The organism is Vibrio sp. 1-Bac 57, from assembly GCF_037546855.1.
GTDB lineage: Bacteria > Pseudomonadota > Gammaproteobacteria > Enterobacterales > Psychromonadaceae > Psychromonas.
The window spans coordinates 55,231-71,403 of record NZ_JALAAC010000008.1; the positions used below are offsets into that span (position 1 = coordinate 55,231).

General features: G+C 39.0%; 11 protein-coding genes. 6 read left to right on the forward strand and 5 right to left on the reverse strand.

What is annotated here, in order from left to right; translation table 11 throughout:
* Nucleotides 1-104 precede the first annotated feature (104 nt).
* On the reverse strand, nt 105-824 hold the full coding sequence (locus tag MT391_RS07260; RefSeq protein WP_499497341.1) for an exonuclease domain-containing protein: 720 nt from the start codon (nt 822-824) through the stop codon (nt 105-107).
* On the reverse strand, nt 824-2,668 hold the full coding sequence (locus MT391_RS07265; protein WP_499497342.1) for a DUF294 nucleotidyltransferase-like domain-containing protein: 1,845 nt from the start codon (nt 2,666-2,668) through the stop codon (nt 824-826). Before MT391_RS07265 ends, MT391_RS07260 begins: the two co-directional genes overlap by 1 nt.
* 336 nt (nt 2,669-3,004) lie before the next feature.
* Between MT391_RS07265 and galE the strand changes: the two genes are divergently transcribed.
* The 4 genes from galE to galM all read left to right on the forward strand — a co-directional run bounded on the left by galE (nt 3,005) and on the right by galM (nt 7,384).
* Nucleotides 3,005-4,015, forward strand: a complete 1,011-nt coding sequence (galE, locus tag MT391_RS07270) for a UDP-glucose 4-epimerase GalE (protein WP_499497343.1) — start codon at nt 3,005-3,007, stop codon at nt 4,013-4,015.
* Between the two features lie 67 nt (nt 4,016-4,082).
* Complete coding sequence (locus MT391_RS07275; RefSeq protein WP_499439210.1) at nt 4,083-5,138, forward strand: UDP-glucose--hexose-1-phosphate uridylyltransferase; 1,056 nt, start codon at nt 4,083-4,085, stop codon at nt 5,136-5,138.
* A gap of 18 nt (nt 5,139-5,156) precedes the next feature.
* Nucleotides 5,157-6,314 (forward strand): galactokinase, encoded by a 1,158-nt coding sequence (galK, locus tag MT391_RS07280; protein WP_499497344.1) that lies wholly within the window; start codon nt 5,157-5,159, stop codon nt 6,312-6,314.
* A gap of 11 nt (nt 6,315-6,325) precedes the next feature.
* On the forward strand, nt 6,326-7,384 hold the full coding sequence (gene galM, locus MT391_RS07285; RefSeq protein WP_499439495.1) for a galactose-1-epimerase: 1,059 nt from the start codon (nt 6,326-6,328) through the stop codon (nt 7,382-7,384).
* Between the two features lie 64 nt (nt 7,385-7,448).
* Here galM and MT391_RS07290 read toward each other — a convergent pair whose 3' ends face one another.
* A complete protein-coding gene (locus tag MT391_RS07290) occupies nt 7,449-8,456 on the reverse strand; it encodes a substrate-binding domain-containing protein (protein ID WP_166368618.1) in 1,008 nt (335 codons plus the stop codon).
* A 365-nt stretch (nt 8,457-8,821) separates the two neighbouring features.
* On the opposite strand from MT391_RS07290, the gene MT391_RS07295 reads away from it, so the two are divergent.
* Both MT391_RS07295 and pyk read left to right on the forward strand, forming a co-directional pair.
* Nucleotides 8,822-10,924, forward strand: a complete 2,103-nt coding sequence (locus MT391_RS07295) for an alpha-galactosidase (RefSeq protein ID WP_499497345.1) — start codon at nt 8,822-8,824, stop codon at nt 10,922-10,924.
* A 257-nt stretch (nt 10,925-11,181) separates the two neighbouring features.
* On the forward strand, nt 11,182-12,612 hold the full coding sequence (gene pyk, locus MT391_RS07300; RefSeq protein WP_499497346.1) for a pyruvate kinase: 1,431 nt from the start codon (nt 11,182-11,184) through the stop codon (nt 12,610-12,612).
* Between the two features lie 68 nt (nt 12,613-12,680).
* Here the strand turns inward: pyk and MT391_RS07305 are convergent, their stop codons facing one another.
* Nucleotides 12,681-13,748 (reverse strand): LacI family DNA-binding transcriptional regulator, encoded by a 1,068-nt coding sequence (locus tag MT391_RS07305; RefSeq protein ID WP_499497347.1) that lies wholly within the window; start codon nt 13,746-13,748, stop codon nt 12,681-12,683.
* A 247-nt stretch (nt 13,749-13,995) separates the two neighbouring features.
* Complete coding sequence (locus MT391_RS07310) at nt 13,996-15,768, reverse strand: solute:sodium symporter family transporter (RefSeq protein ID WP_166368626.1); 1,773 nt, start codon at nt 15,766-15,768, stop codon at nt 13,996-13,998.
* Between the last annotated feature and the right edge of the window lie 405 nt (nt 15,769-16,173).

A 16,173-nucleotide genomic window follows, 5' to 3' on the forward strand; every position in this document is an offset into this window, starting at 1 on the left:
TACTTAAAGTAAAATAACGTCAAAAAAGTAATCCTCCTTCCCAACACTTTATTTACTAACTTACTTACTACACATCATATTTTATACAAATTAAACTTTATTGTTTATTGACTCATTTCATATAACGTTTCAAGGGTGACTTGCCGATCTCGGTACATATGCGCTATTTGTGCAAGTAATAGTTCAGCGCTAGCAACTGAGTCAACCAAGGCATTATGAGCTGTATATTGAGGTAAGTTATAGCGTTTCCTGACCGCTGAAAGCCGATTATCTTGGGATATTGTGTTGCCTCCCGTTTTTGCAGTTTTCCACTCTTCTATTTTCATCGTATCAATCCACATCAAAGGTAACTCAGGGATCCCTAAGAATTTTTGTGCATAAAAGTCTAGAAAGTTTTTTTCAATCACTTTGCCATGCACCACTAATATTTTACCTTTGCTGGCATTCAGTAAAGTATTAATCACTTGCTCAAGAGGAACGCCATCATTTTGGATCATTTGCGGTACGATTTGATTGATAACCGCTGTCTCATGATTAATGTCTTGGCTATTACGAATGTAATAATGTTGCTTACATCCAAGGTCGATTTGCATATTTACAATTTCTACCCAACCAATACTAATAATATCGTTTTTGGCTGGCTCAAAACCAGTGGTTTCAAAATCAACAACAAGAAAAGGCAGCGCCTTAAACAGTGTATTTTTATCGAGTAATGGCTGACTTAAATTCAAGCTAACTTCATTAGGAAGACTCGATATTAAACATTCTGCGCGTTTAGCCGCCAATTCTTTCCAATAATTCTTTTTTTTAAAAAAGCGACGCATTAGCTAAATCTCATCTTCGTATATTGTTGCCAATCATCAATCAGACGGAAAGCATCTTTGATGTGTTTACGCTCGAAACTACCAAAATAATCAGGATTTATCTTACTACTTGGTATCTCGCCTTTATTGAGCATATCCACTTGATAAGAAAAACGGAAACTTTTAAGAAAGTTATACGCACTGATGATATTTTTTAAGGTTGCATCATCCATCAGCCCCGCTTTATTGACTGCAATTAACCTGTCAGTGGTATTACAAGCATCAGACTTAGCTGATAGCGCATAAATTCTCGCTAAATCGACAATAATATTAATGCCATAACGTTTTATATTAAGTGTTTTTTCATTATGTTCATTCTTACTTAATACCAGATTATGGAAAATCCCTAAAGGTGCACGATTTTCTGCTGCATCACGTATTAATTTACTCAAAAAAATACGGCTAGAAAGCATTTCTTTAAATTCATTTACCAAGGTTGTTCTGTATTGGTGGTTCCCATATATAACCCTAGTATCAAGAAATACGCTAAGGTTCAAAAGGCATTCGTATTCCGGATTGCGGATCCACTTTTTAAAATATTCTTGCCATACAGATAAAGGTTGGCACCACTTCGCTGTTACCGCCATAAACTTACCAGGACAAAGTTCATAACCACACAAGTCGAGCCCCTTAGTGACGACCATAGCAAGGTGACGAAAATACACTTTATCTTTTGCTGTCGCCTCATTCGATAAAATAATCGCACTGTCCTGATCAGACAAAATATGCGCCTCTTTACGCGCATGAGAGCCAGATACGACCCAAGAAAACTCACAGGGCACAGGGCCAAGTCGGTCAATGGCAATATCAATTAAACGCTGATTCACAGCATCCATGATCGTACTCAAAATAGTAGTGATTAAGTCTGCAGGCACTTTATCATTGACCAATGATTGAAAAATACGGTCACGTTCAGGCATGTGTTCTGCCAATTTATTTTCACTAGTTGATTTTTTTATTTTATTAATCAGATAAATAGCTTCAATACGCTGATTTTGAAAAAGTTGATTTAAAGATAACAAACCCAGTACTTTACCATGTTCGACAATGGGCAAATTTTGAATATTGTTTTCCATCATGCAGATAGCAGCATCAAAAACACTGGCCTTTGGAGAAATAGTACTTGGTAGTGCACTCATAATCTCACTAACTGTCGATTGTGTGCTTTTCTCTTCCGCAATTACTCGCCCAATAAGATCCGTGCAGGTAACAATCCCAACTAACTGATTATCCTTTTTTACTATTAAACAAGATGCATCGTTATCTCGCATAACTTTAGCTGCTTGCGCAATGGAATCGTCACTATTAACTTGCGAAAATTGTTCACTGGCTACTTGTTCCACGCGATTAAAAAAAGAGTTCTGACTAATATCAGACCAACTTGACTCAAGTGCTGAATGGATCCGGTCTTCCGGTTTGGCAGTAAAATGTTGTGCATATTCGGGATATTGAGATTGAATATAATAAATAGTTTTGGCCGGCACTAAATAAAGTAATGTATTGTCAATTGCCTCTATTTGATAGCGCGCTTCGGAGTTAGAAAATAAACTAAAACCAAATACATCATCCTCTTCAAGGCGCCCTCTTAGGCTACCGTCAACGCATCGCTGTTCAATAGCACCTGTTTTGACAATAAACAAATAGTTATCTTGTTCCGATGAAGGCGGTGGGATCACCTCTCCTTTGGCAAGATAAACGATCTTAATTGTCGCACTTACTTTTTGAAGTAATGCTTCGGGTAAGCGACTGAATGGATCGATATTAGCGATAAACGATTCAATATTTGGAATAAGTGTTTCTGACATAATACAACCATTAAGAAATAGACAATATAGTCATATTTATAGCATACAATGGAAACGTTTACACAATGCTTTTTATACAAAATAGCCTCAATTTTGGTCTATTTCAGACTATTAATGCTTATTTTATAAGCAATACAATTGTTATAATTAACCTAATAATCAAGCGAATAAAAAATATAAAGCTAAAAAAACTAACTTTATTGAGGGTGTAGGTAAGTAAAAAAACACTTCAAAAATAAAGTGTAAACGTTTACACTATGCGTATTGGATCACTTTTTTTCAAAATATTAATTGTTATTATTTATCTTAATTGAATAGCTATAGGAGCAGTTTGTCATGAAAGTTCTCGTTACTGGTGGTATGGGGTATATAGGCAGTCACACCTGTGTACAAATGTTACAAGCTGGCCTAGAGCCGATTATTGTTGATAATCTTTGTAACAGTAAATTAGCCGTGTTAGATCGTATTGAAGCGCTGACAAAAGTGCGCCCAACATTTTATCAAGGTGACGTTCGCGACCAAGCATTTCTAGATAAAGTCTTTAGTGAACATGATATTCAATCTGTTATTCATTTCGCCGGCCTAAAAGCGGTGGGCGAATCAGTAGCGAAGCCTTTGGAATACTATGATAACAACGTTAATGGATCCTTAGTACTAGCACGTGCAATGCGCACTGCAGGTGTAAAAAGTATTGTTTTTAGCTCTTCTGCAACGGTTTATGGCGACCCAACAAGCGTGCCTATTACAGAGGACTCACCTGTTGGTGCAACAACTAATCCCTATGGTCGTAGTAAATATATAGTGGAATGTTGCTTCTCTGATTTTTATGATTCTCAGCCTGATTGGAGCATTACGCTACTACGTTATTTCAATCCTGTTGGCGCGCATCCTTCTGGCTCTATGGGTGAAGATCCACAGGGGATCCCTAATAACTTAATGCCTTTTATTGCACAAGTTGCCGTTGGTCGTCGCGATAAACTGTCTGTATTTGGTGATGATTACTCAACGCCTGATGGTACTGGTGTCCGTGATTATATTCATGTTATGGATCTTGCCGATGGTCATATCGCTGCATTAAATGCGGTCGGCCAAAAATCTGGATTACATATTTATAACCTAGGGACAGGTAATGGTTCTAGCGTCATTGAGATGGTTAATGCCTTCAGTGAAGCTTCAGGCAAAGAGATCGCCTATGAAATTTGTCCACGCAGGCCGGGTGATATCGCAGAATGTTGGGCAAGTACCAGTAAAGCTGAACAAGATTTAGGGTGGAAAGCCAGCCGTAGCATTATGGAAATGACCGCAGATACTTGGAATTGGCAGTCAAAAAATCCACAAGGCTATTAATAATTATCCCAAATGTTAGGTGTTGAGTAAGCAATGCCTGACGTTATAAATAGGAACTAGAATAACTATGTCTGATATTAAATTTAATCCAATTGATCATCCACATCGCCGTTATAACCCATTAACAGGACAATGGATCCTAGTTTCTCCACACCGTGCGAAACGCCCGTGGAGTGGACAGGATGAGAAACCATCAAACGTGCAGCTACCAAGTTACGATAAAGATTGTTTCTTATGTGCTAATAACACACGTATTTCTGGTGATAAAAATCCAGACTATAAAGGTACTTATGTTTTTGCTAACGATTTTGCAGCATTAATGACGGATTCGCCTGAAGCGCCAGAATCTGAAAACCCATTATTTAAAACCCAAGGGGTACGTGGTTTAAGTCGTGTGATCTGTTTTTCACCGGACCACAGCAAAACCTTACCAGAACTACCAGTAAACAAAATTCGTGGCGTTATTGATACGTGGAACGAGCAGATTGAAGAATTAGGTAAAGATTATGTTTGGGTGCAAGCTTTTGAAAATAAAGGCGAGACAATGGGTTGTTCACAACCGCATCCACACGGTCAAATCTGGGCAAACAGTTTCCTGCCTAATGAAATTGAACGCAAAGAAAAACACCTTAAAGAATATTACGACCAACAGGGTTCAAACCTGTTACTTGATTATGTGCAAGCTGAAATGAAAGACGGTGAACGTACCGTTGTTGAAACAGAGCATTGGATTGCTGTTGTTCCTTATTGGGCTGCATGGCCATTTGAAACCATGTTATTACCAAAAACAGCGATTCGCCGCATGAGTGAGCTTTCTAGTGAACAACGTGATGACCTTGCCGTTGCGATCAAGAAATTAACCAGTCGTTATGACAATCTATTCCAGTGTTCTTTCCCTTATTCAATGGGTTGGCACTATGCTCCCTTCTTTGAAGCAGGAACGGATATTGACCATTGGCAATTACATGCCATTTTCTATCCACCACTACTACGCTCTGCGTCAGTTCGTAAATTTATGGTGGGCTATGAAATGTTGGCTGAATCGCAACGCGATCTCACCGCAGAACAAGCCGCTCAGAAGTTACGTGATGTCAGCGATGTTCACTACAAAGAACAACAATAAGGGACGGAGATTTACTGTATGCCAAGCACTCACTTAAAACAACGCGCAGCAAACGCATTCCAAGATGTATGTGGTTATCCTGCAACAACATTTGTACAAGCGCCCGGCCGCGTTAACCTAATCGGTGAACATACCGATTACAATGACGGTTTTGTTATGCCATGTGCCATTGATTATCAAGCCGTTATTGCCTGCGCTAAACGCGACGATGGTGTGATCCGTTTGATTTCGGTGGATTATGATCATGTTCAAGATTCATTTGTTGTTGATCAAGAAATAAAACCAACTGAAGATAAACTATGGGCTAATTACATGCGTGGAGTGGTTCATTTCTTAAAAGAAAAGGGCTACTCACTTGGCGGCGCAGATATTGCTATTACTGGTAATGTTCCACTAGGCTCTGGTTTAAGTTCTTCAGCTGCACTTGAGGTAGTTACAGGTCAGGCCATGAAAGCGCTCTATGAATTAGATGTTACTCAGTCTGATTTAGCACTTATTGGCCAAGCATCTGAGCATAATTTTGCAGGTTGTAAATGTGGCATTATGGATCAGATGATTTCTGCCTGTGGTGAAAAGAGCCATGCACTATTGCTTGATTGTCGAAGCCTAGAAACAAAATCTGTGCATATTCCCGAAGGTGTTAGCATTATGATTGTTAACTCTAATGTCACGCATAGCTTAGTTGATGGAACCTATAATGCACTGCGCGAACAGTGTGAAGAAGCTTCTCGTTTGCTTGGTAAAGTGGCATTGCGTGATGCAACGTTAGCAGAATTAGATGCATCAAGTATTGAAAAAGGCTCAGATGTTTATAAGCGTGCACATCATGTTATTTCTGAAAATGAACGTACTGTTGCCTGTGCTGATGCACTAATTGCAGGTGATTTACAAAAAGTCGGTGAATATATGTATGCTTCGCATGCTTCTATGCGTGATGACTTTGAAATTACTGTGCCAGAGATTGACTATATTGTTGAAGTATTAACTGAAGCATTAGGTAACAAAGGTGGTGCACGCATGACTGGCGGTGGTTTTGGTGGATGTTGTGTTGCTTTGATGCCAACAGAAATGGTGCCTCAAGTTCAGGCAGCTATTGAAGCTAAGTATCAAGCAAAAACAGGCATTAAAGAATCTATTTATATTTGCACACCACAAAATGGTGCAGGCGTTATTTAATACGAAAGGTAATCATCATGTCGAATACACTTTTTAAAACCATGACTGAAGAAGTCGCTTTTGATGGTCAACCTGCAAAATTAGTTAAATTGCAGAATAAAAATGGCCTATCGGTTATTTTTATGGACATCGGTGCAACTTGGCTGAGTTGTGAAGTACCCGTTGCCGATCAGCAGCGAGAGGTTTTATTAGGTGTATCTACAATGGCTGATTTTAAAAAACAAGGCACCTATTTGGGTGCGACAGTGGGCCGTTTTGGCAATCGTATTGCAGATGGGCAATTTAGTATTAATGGTTATCCCTACCAATTATCAATCAATCAAGATGGTAATACACTGCATGGTGGGGTTGATGGTTTCGATAAACGTCGTTGGGAAATAGAACAGCAGACGCAAGGGTTCGTTCGCTTTGCTCTTGTATCAGAGGATGGTGACCAAGGTTTTCCAGGGCAATTACAAGTATCAGTATGCTATCAATTAACCGATGATAATCAGGTTATTATCAGTTATCACGCAATCACTGACAAACCCACGCCAATTAACCTAACTAACCATGCTTATTTTAACCTTGCCGGTGCTGAATCAGGTGAGGACTGCAGAAATCATAGGCTACAGATAGATGCAGACCATTACCTGCCAACTAATAAAGTCGGAATTCCACTCGATGGACCTGCTTCTGTAGATAAAAACAGCTTTGATTTCCGTCAGCCTAAAGTCATTACAAGTGATTTTCTGACCGAGCCACAACAGCAATTAGCAAAAGGTTATGACCATGCTTTTTTGCTTAACAAACCTTGCCAACAAGGTGCCCGTGCAGCATTGCTTAGTAGTGCAGATAATGATCTGTCACTAGAGGTATTTACCAATAAACCTGCGCTGCAACTTTACACTGGGAATTGGTTAGAAGGAACGCCTAATCGCAATGGTGGAGAGTATCAAGACTATGCTGGCATAGCTTTAGAGACAGAGTTTTTACCGGATGCTGTCAACCATCCAGAATGGCAGCCTAGCGCTATTTTACAAGCGGGACAAGAATACCATTATCAAACCACCTATCGATTTATTACTTGAATTCAAGCAAACAAAAAACTGCACCAAGAGCAGTAATTTTCCTGCTCACTGCACCCAATTATATTCACTCTGCGTCATGCTTGCTAACCGACAAACGCTTCACCAGTGTCGGTGAAAAAATACGAGTTTCGGGAGTATATTGTTCTTTTTTAGCAAGTTTAAGTGCCAGTTCTGTTGCTTGTTTAGCCATAATCTCAATGGGATAATTAATGGTTGTTAATTTAGGATGAACATAACGGGAAATTAAGCTGTTATCAAAACCTATTAACGATATTTTTTCAGGTACCGCAATATTATTTTCTTCCAGTGCGCTAAGTACACCAGCAGCCATAAAATCGTTGTAAGTTAACACCGCACTAATTGGGATATTTTTAGATAACAATTCGATCATTGCAGATTTACCGCCTTGATCATTGCTATCTGCAGCGGCAATATATTGCATTGGTGAAGGTAAATTATGGTCCTTCAAAGCCTTTAGATAACCAGCTTGGCGTTCCGAAGCATCATCAATTTGATGATTAGAGTTAATATAAGCAATATGCTTATGGCCATTATTAATCAGAAATTCCGTCGCCATATAGGTCCCTTGAAAATTGTCAAAGGCAATACAGCGATCCGCAATTTCAGGAATATATCGATTAATTAATACTAACCCCGGCACTTCTTTAGCAAAACCAATCAACTCTTCTGCACTTAATGCTTTAGCATGAATAATAAGCGACTCTCGGCAGCTATTAATCAACAGCTCAATCGCTTCTCGTTCACTATCGGCGTCATGGTAACCATTGCCAATTAACAGATGTTTATGATTTTCCCGTGCAACTTGATCCGCTGCTTTGATTAAAGTACCAAAAAAGGGATCTGAAATATCACTCACCAACACGCCAATAGTATTAGAGTTTTGGCTGACCAAAGCGCGTGCGTTAACGTTAGGACGATAGCCCAATTTTTTCATAGCACACTGCACTGCACTGATTGATGATTTCCCTGCTTTAGGGGAATTATTTATCACCCTTGATACAGTCGCAATGGATACACCAGCTTCTCTAGCTACATCTTTAATGGTTGCCATTTGATTCTCTTAAAAGAAGTTTATTTAGTTTCATTATTGCAATCATTATAACGTTATCGATACTCAAAATCAGAAGATGTTAACGTTTCCAATTTTTTAATTAAAAAATATAAAAATAAAGCCTGAAAATTAACAGACTCTAATCGTATTAACAGATTTTATGTTACAAAAGACTTATCATTTACTTTAAAGTTAAACAAAAGTTCAACCCATGTTTTCAAAAACAATTGGTTACATAAAATCTATTGTTTCATATCACATATACCAACTTAAAGGCTGACAAAACCTTTAAAAGGTGACAATCTAACCATAATGTTTACGCAAACAACTTACTTTTTCAATATTCTTTACGTACTGGAGATAAAATGAGCGAAATTATTCACCTAACGAGTAAAAATTGTAGCCTAATAATCAAGGTTGATCGCACTCCTGAGGTGCTACATTGGGGCGCAAAAATAAGTCAGATTGACCCTGATATTATGTTATCTACTGAGCGCCCTATCTCTCAAGCGCGCCTTGATGTTGATGTTCCTTTGTCTTTATGTCCTGAGTTAGGCAGTGGGCACTTTAATGCGCCAGGTATAGAAGGTCATCGTAATAGCCATGATTGGGCACCGGTTTTTTCAGTAATCGATCAAGTAGTTACAGATCAATCTGTCACCTTCACATTACAAGATGATGTTGCCAAACTACAATTAGATATTGAGCTGAAGCTTGATTTTGAAAGCGATGTTGTGCAAAAACGTGTAACCGTCACTAATGTTGGTGAAGGAAAATACCATCTCACCAAGCTTTCTTCTACGTTACCAGTGCCAAACCATGCGAATGAATTAATGACTTTCTACGGTCGCTGGACACGAGAATTCCAAACTCACCGTCAATCATTCTCACACGGTGGTTTCATGCAAGAAAACCGCCGCGGTAGAACCTCTCATGAAAACTTTCCTGGTTTATTCGTTGGCACGGATCACTTTACTGAACAAAATGGACAGGTTTGGGGTTTTCACTTAGGTTGGAGCGGTAATCATCAACTACGTGCTGATGTTAAAAGTGATGGTCGTCGTTTTGTACAAGCAGGTGAATTACTGCTGGCGGGTGAAACCGTTCTTGAACAATCACAAAGCTATACAACGCCTTGGTTATACGCAACTTACAGTGCCAACGGTTTAAATGGTATTTCTGAACATTTCCACCACTTTGTACGCAACAATATTTTAAAATTCCCCGTTGATAAACCACGTCCAGTGCATCTTAATACGTGGGAAGGTATCTACTTCGAGCACGATCCTGAATACATAATGAAAATGGCAACTGAAGCTGCTGTTATGGGTGTTGAACGCTTTATTATTGATGATGGTTGGTTTATAGGTCGAGATGATGATCGCACGTCGTTAGGCGATTGGTATTTGGATGAGAAAAAATATCCAAATGGTTTAGAGCCTGTTATCGAACACGTTAACAATCAAGGCATGGAGTTTGGTCTGTGGGTTGAACCAGAGATGATTAGCCAAGACTCAAATCTTTACCGTGCACATCCTGATTGGGTATTAGAACTTAAGGGTTATCATCAACCATCGGGTCGTTGGCAGTATCTGCTGGATCTACAAAATCCAGATTGTTTTAACTATTTATTTGATCGCCTTAATGATCTACTCACCACCTACAATATTTCATACTTAAAATGGGATATGAACCGTGAGTTAGTTCAACCAGGTCACGAAGGTAAACCTGCGGTAAACGGCCAAACTAAAGCATTATATGCATTATTAGATAAATTATTAGCAGCGCATAGTGAAGTAGAAATTGAGTCTTGTTCATCGGGCGGTGGTCGAATTGACTTTGAAATCCTTAAACGTACTCATCGTTTTTGGGCATCAGATTGTAACGATGCGTTAGAGCGTCAAGCAATCCAACGTGGTATGAGCTATTTCTTTCCTCCAGAAGTAATGGGATCACATATTGGGCCTGAAGAATGTCATTCAACTAATCGTCGTCACCATATCAATATGCGTGGTATTACTGCGCTAGGTGGCCACATGGGTGTTGAATTAGACCCAGTAAAAGTACCTGAAGATGAAAGACAAGCATTCGCTAAGTACATCGCGTTACATAAACAATACCGTGAATTATTGCACAGTGGCCGTAGTTTCCGTTTAGATACTCCCGATAAGCGTCAAAACATCTACGGTGTACAAAATGAAAATGAGATGTTGTTGACTGTTTGTCAGCTAACCATGCCTGATTATGCATTGCCATCGCCACTGCGTATTAGCTGTATTGATGCAAATGCACAGTATCAAGTGCGGATAGTTGAGATGCCAGAGACTAGCTTCCAATTAATGAAACAGCGTCCGCAATGGTTAGACAAAACATTAACCTTAAGCGGTGAAAACATTAAAGAAATTGGCTTAACACTACCAATCCTTGACCCTGAATCTGCACTCATGCTTTCTGTTAAAAAAATCTAAGCCCCTCTTTATGTCGGCTAACTATATCAATCGTTAGCCGACATAAATTAAATCTAGCAATTCAAACTAATCATTAAAGCTAATAATTCAAGCTAAGAGTTCAAACTATCATTTTAGAATTTGACTTCAAACCGTAAGATAAATCAGCGAATATGTTTATAGCAACTCCTAAGATGAGTACAATAAACACACAATACAGGGTACCCTGAATAGCGATTTTTTACCTTCATGAGAAAATATATTAATAAGGAATTCACATGACTAGACGTACAAAAATAGTGACAACACTAGGTCCAGCAACTGACCGCGATAATAACCTAGAAAAAATTATAGCCGCAGGCGCCAATATGGTGCGTATGAACTTTTCACATGGTGAGCCAGCGGATCATATAAAACGTGCCAAAGAAGTGCGTGAAATAGCCAAACGCTTAGGCATTGAAGTTGCCATTATGGGTGATTTACAAGGTCCCAAGATCCGCGTTTCCACCTTTAAGGAAGGAAAGATTCAACTTGCCGTAGGTGATAAGTTTATATTAGACAGTGATATCGACAAGGGACAAGGTGATCAACAAGCAGTAGGTTTAGATTACAAAACATTGCCACAAGAAGTAGCAGCAGGCGATGTCTTATTATTAGATGATGGACGTATCCAACTGATTGTTGAAAAAGTCACTGGCAACCAAGTTCACACAACCGTTTCTATTGGTGGCACTTTATCAAATAATAAAGGGATCAATAAAAAAGGCGGTGGTTTATCGGCAGCTGCGCTAACACCAAAAGACAAAAAAGATATTATTACTGCTGCTGAAATAGGTTGTGATTACCTAGCAGTTTCATTCCCACGCAATGGTGAAGATATTCACTATGCTCGCCGATTAGCAAAAGAAGCGGGTTGCCATGCTAAAATTGTTGCTAAGGTAGAACGTGCAGAAGCAGTAGAAACACAGGAAGCATTAGAAGATATCGTTAAAGCTTCTGATGTGGTGATGGTAGCACGTGGTGATTTAGGCGTTGAAATTGGTGATGCTCGATTAGTTGGTGTACAAAAAAATATGATCCGTACTGCTCGCCGTTTAAATAGAGTCGTGATCACTGCAACACAAATGATGGAATCGATGATCAGCGCGCCAATGCCGACTCGTGCAGAAGTGATGGATGTCGCTAATGCCGTATTAGATGGTACAGATGCAGTGATGTTATCGGGCGAAACAGCGGCAGGTGAGTATCCTCTAGAAACAGTTAAAGCCATGAGTGACGTTTGTATCGGGGCAGAAAAGCACCCGAGTATTAACATCTCAACCAATCGCATGGATTGTACCTTTGATGACCCAACTGAAGCATTAGCAATGACAGCCATGTTTGCGGCAAACCATACGGTTGGCATCAAAGCGATCATCGCTTTAACAGAGTCAGGCAGCACACCATTATTAATGTCACGCTTAAGCTCTGGGTTACCAATTTTTGCACTTTCGAGTAGCACCCAAACTCTTAATTACTGTGCTTTATATCGTGGTGTCACACCGATTAGGTTTAGTTCGACTGCAACCAATAACAGTGATTATGTTCGCAACGCAATTGATACATTAAAAAATGCGGGTTACCTAAAAAGTGGCGATCTTATATTGATTACTCATGGAGATGACCATTCTGCAGGCTCAACGAATACCTGTAAGATCATAAAAGTGTAAATCACCAATATTGATAATCTTAGATATATCCTTTAATTAGCAGTTGGCTTAACAGGATATTGAACAGATTAATCAAGCAGTTGTTCACATTGTTTGAGTAATGCACGCAACTGCTGCTTATCACTCAGGTTCTTTTGGTAGTCCTGAGTGCTTTTTCTTTCAATAACTTCAGTGACAATAGATTCTTGCTTAAACTCAGCATCAGACTCCTCTTCCATGCTCAACGCCATTAAAACACTACGCTCTCCGATCAATAAAAAATCTTGTCTAATCGTAGTTAGCGGTGGAGAAAAATACGCACTATCTGCCGTGTCATCAAAACCAATAACAGACACTTGCTGTGGAACGCTCAAGTTAAACTCATTTAATGCTCTTAACACCCCAAGCCCCATCTGGTCACTTCCCACTAACACCGCATCGAAATGGACACCATTAGTCAATGCGTGATGCGTATGCAAATAACCACTATCCGCTTGCCAATCACCTTCAAATTGGCTGATAACTTTAACATCAGGATATTCATTAAGCACATCTGACCATCCTTTTAGACGTTGTTCAGCAGCACTTGAGTAAAGTGGACCAGTGATGATTAAAAAATGTTTTCTTTGTAATGAGATCATCAATTCAGCAGCTTTCTTTGCGCCCTCATAATTAGCACCACATACGATATTAACTTGGCTATCAAGTGGCACATCAATAAATACAAAATGAATACCAACATAACGTTCGATTAATATTTCTGATTCTTCTTTGCTGAGCGGAATATTCATGATGATAAACTCTACTCGCTGAGATTTTAGTTCATCTATGGCCGCCGTAATTTTATTCAAGGAGTGCGTCGAAACCACCGCTAACGAGGTCCCATAACCTAACTTTCTTGCCTGTTTACGGATACCATTGGCAATCAATGATGCACCATGCAACAAAATATCAAGGGTCACAACGCCAATCATATTTGATTTAGCACGGCCTAATATCTGCGCGCCTTTATTGGGAATATAACCAAGTTCTTTAATCGCAGCATTCACTTTGATGCGTGTTTCTTCAGCCACATTAGACGAGCCATTAGTGACACGAGAAACAGTTTGCGTCGATACATTCGCTAGTTTAGCAACGTCTTTAAAAGTTACATTCATAATCTCTTTCCATCTCTGTTAATGTGAATACTAAGCACATAATAATAGCCTCACTTCCTTGTTACGCTAAACAAACTTCCTAGGCGGGAATAGGTTTTATCCAACCAGACCTTCATTTTACACACTTATTAAAAAAGAGGACATTCATCAGATTAAGGTTTTTGATTCTAAGCAGATTAGGTCATTTTTAAAACGAAAAAAGCAGAGTTAAATAACTCTGCTTTTGGGAAGGGTAAAATATTACCTATTATTTAGCAGATAACGCTTCCATTTCGCGCATGCTTTTATGTTTTGTTTTAATTCTGAAGTACATACCAACAAGAAGAACCAAACCAACGATGCCGTAAATAACCATCAAGCCTTTATCTCCAGTAACAAGACCAAGGTCAGAGAATACAATGTATGCACCTAATACCATATAAAGAATGATACCTGAAGCTTCAAAGCGGAATGCCCAAGGTGTGATATCAATATTTTCGTTAACAGGCATTACGTAGGCAGTTTCACGAGGACGCAATTTACCGATAACATACATAATTCCACAACAGATAACGAATAGTACCGCTAGTTGATGGAAGAAATGTAACTCTGCAAGCGGTTTAAGTGGGCCTAATGAATCTTGGAATTGAGTTGGTGTAAACTGAATAATACCGTAAGCAACCACGAAGAATGCTAACGAAACTTTTGCAGCAACAGCAGGCACATACTTGGTTAAGTAACCCATGAATACGATAGTAAAGATTGGCACACTAAATAGACCAGCAAGACGTTGCAATAGATCGAATAGACCATTTGGTGCATACATAACGAATGGGGCAATAACAACTGATGAGATTGCAATTAACACACCAAATATACGTCCTTTATGTACTAACTCTAGGTCAGAAAGCTTGTTTTCTTTATCAAAGAAAGGCTTATATACATTTAGCGTAAACAGCGTTGTTGATGAGTTCAATACACCGTTAAAGGTAGATAGAATTGCACCGAACATCGCTGCGATGAAGAAACCTACTAATGGTTTAGGCAATACTTCGCCAACTAAACGTGTGTACATCGTATCTGCTTCAAACGCTTGTCCAGCAGCATCGGTAGTACCAAACATATGATAAGCAATAATACCTGGGATGATTAAGAATAACGGTGTAATTACTTTAATCGCACCGGCTAAAATAACCCCTTTTTGACCTTCTTTAAGATTCTTTGCACCAAGAGCACGTTGAATAATCGCTTGGTCAGTACCCCAGTAATATAAGTTAACAAGTAATAAACCCGTAAACATAGTTGAGAATGGTACGTTCGGATCATCTGATGCACCAACAGCTTGTAATTTATCTGTTGCTTGGGTTGTGATTATTGTAAAACCGTCCATGAAGCTACCATCACCTAGGACATAAAGACCAAAGATAGGGATCATCAAACCACCAACAATAAGACCAACACCATTCATACTATCTGCAATAACAACGGCTTTTAAACCACCGTAAATAGCGTAGAACAAACCTAAAAATCCGATAATAGCAGAGATAAGTAACACCGACTGGAAGCGGTCAATACCTAGTAGCGCTTCAACATCAAAGATACCACCGATTACCATTGCACCAGCATAAAGCGTGTTAGGTAATAAGTTAATAACGTAACTTAACAGGAACAGAATCGTTACAAATTTCTTTACCGACATGTCATAACGCGATTCTAAGAAATCAGGAATAGTTGTTATCCCCTGCTTCAAGTAACGCGGCACTAGAAACAGTGCAATGATGACTAGGGTAATACCCGATGCTACTTCGTAACCCATTACAGACATGTTGCCTTTGTATGCAAGTGCGCTCATGCCAACAAAACTAGTCGCTGAAAGGTTGGTAAGGATTAGTGAACTTGCAATAAGACCACCTGTTAAACTACGACCACCAAGGAAGTAGCCATCTTTAGAGTCATTTTTATCTGCCTTTACACGAGTCCATGTGACAAAAACCACAAGGCCGGTAAAGAACAGAAATGACAAAAGAATTGTTATTGGCATGATGTTTCTCCGGTTTATTTAAAGTAATAAGGAAGTTTGCGAATGTTTCCGTAAACATTGGTAAATATAATAGCACCCTTCACGATAGTGTCTCTTTTATAAAGGACGGATTGAGAGGCAGGTCACTTTCAAAAATTGCATAATGAGATCCATATAACGTTAAAAATGATTGCGTAAACATAAGTGATTGATATGTGAAATTACAGCGCAAAAAGAGATAAATTATCGATTACCTCTTAATTGTTACTTTCATCGCGAGAAAGTGCTTTTATGAGGAAAAAACACGATTTCATGTTTTTGAGAACATAACTTAATATTGTTGACGACATGAATTAATATTCTTGAAAATATAATTTAATATGGTTGAAGGCACAGCTTAATGTTATTGAAAATATAATGCAGCTA

Bases quoted from the DNA above. Each gene is read 5' to 3' on its own strand.
- MT391_RS07260 (WP_499497341.1), bottom strand. From the start codon at position 824: ATGCGTCGCTTTTTTAAAAAAAAGAATTATTGGAAAGAATTGGCGGCT.
- MT391_RS07265 (WP_499497342.1), bottom strand. From the start codon at position 2,668: ATGTCAGAAACACTTATTCCAAATATTGAATCGTTTATCGCTAATATC.
- galE (WP_499497343.1), top strand. From the start codon at position 3,005: ATGAAAGTTCTCGTTACTGGTGGTATGGGGTATATAGGCAGTCACACC.
- MT391_RS07275 (WP_499439210.1), top strand. From the start codon at position 4,083: ATGTCTGATATTAAATTTAATCCAATTGATCATCCACATCGCCGTTAT.
- galK (WP_499497344.1), top strand. From the start codon at position 5,157: ATGCCAAGCACTCACTTAAAACAACGCGCAGCAAACGCATTCCAAGAT.
- MT391_RS07290 (WP_166368618.1), bottom strand. From the start codon at position 8,456: ATGGCAACCATTAAAGATGTAGCTAGAGAAGCTGGTGTATCCATTGCG.
- MT391_RS07295 (WP_499497345.1), top strand. From the start codon at position 8,822: ATGAGCGAAATTATTCACCTAACGAGTAAAAATTGTAGCCTAATAATC.
- pyk (WP_499497346.1), top strand. From the start codon at position 11,182: ATGACTAGACGTACAAAAATAGTGACAACACTAGGTCCAGCAACTGAC.
- MT391_RS07305 (WP_499497347.1), bottom strand. From the start codon at position 13,748: ATGAATGTAACTTTTAAAGACGTTGCTAAACTAGCGAATGTATCGACG.
- MT391_RS07310 (WP_166368626.1), bottom strand. From the start codon at position 15,768: ATGCCAATAACAATTCTTTTGTCATTTCTGTTCTTTACCGGCCTTGTG.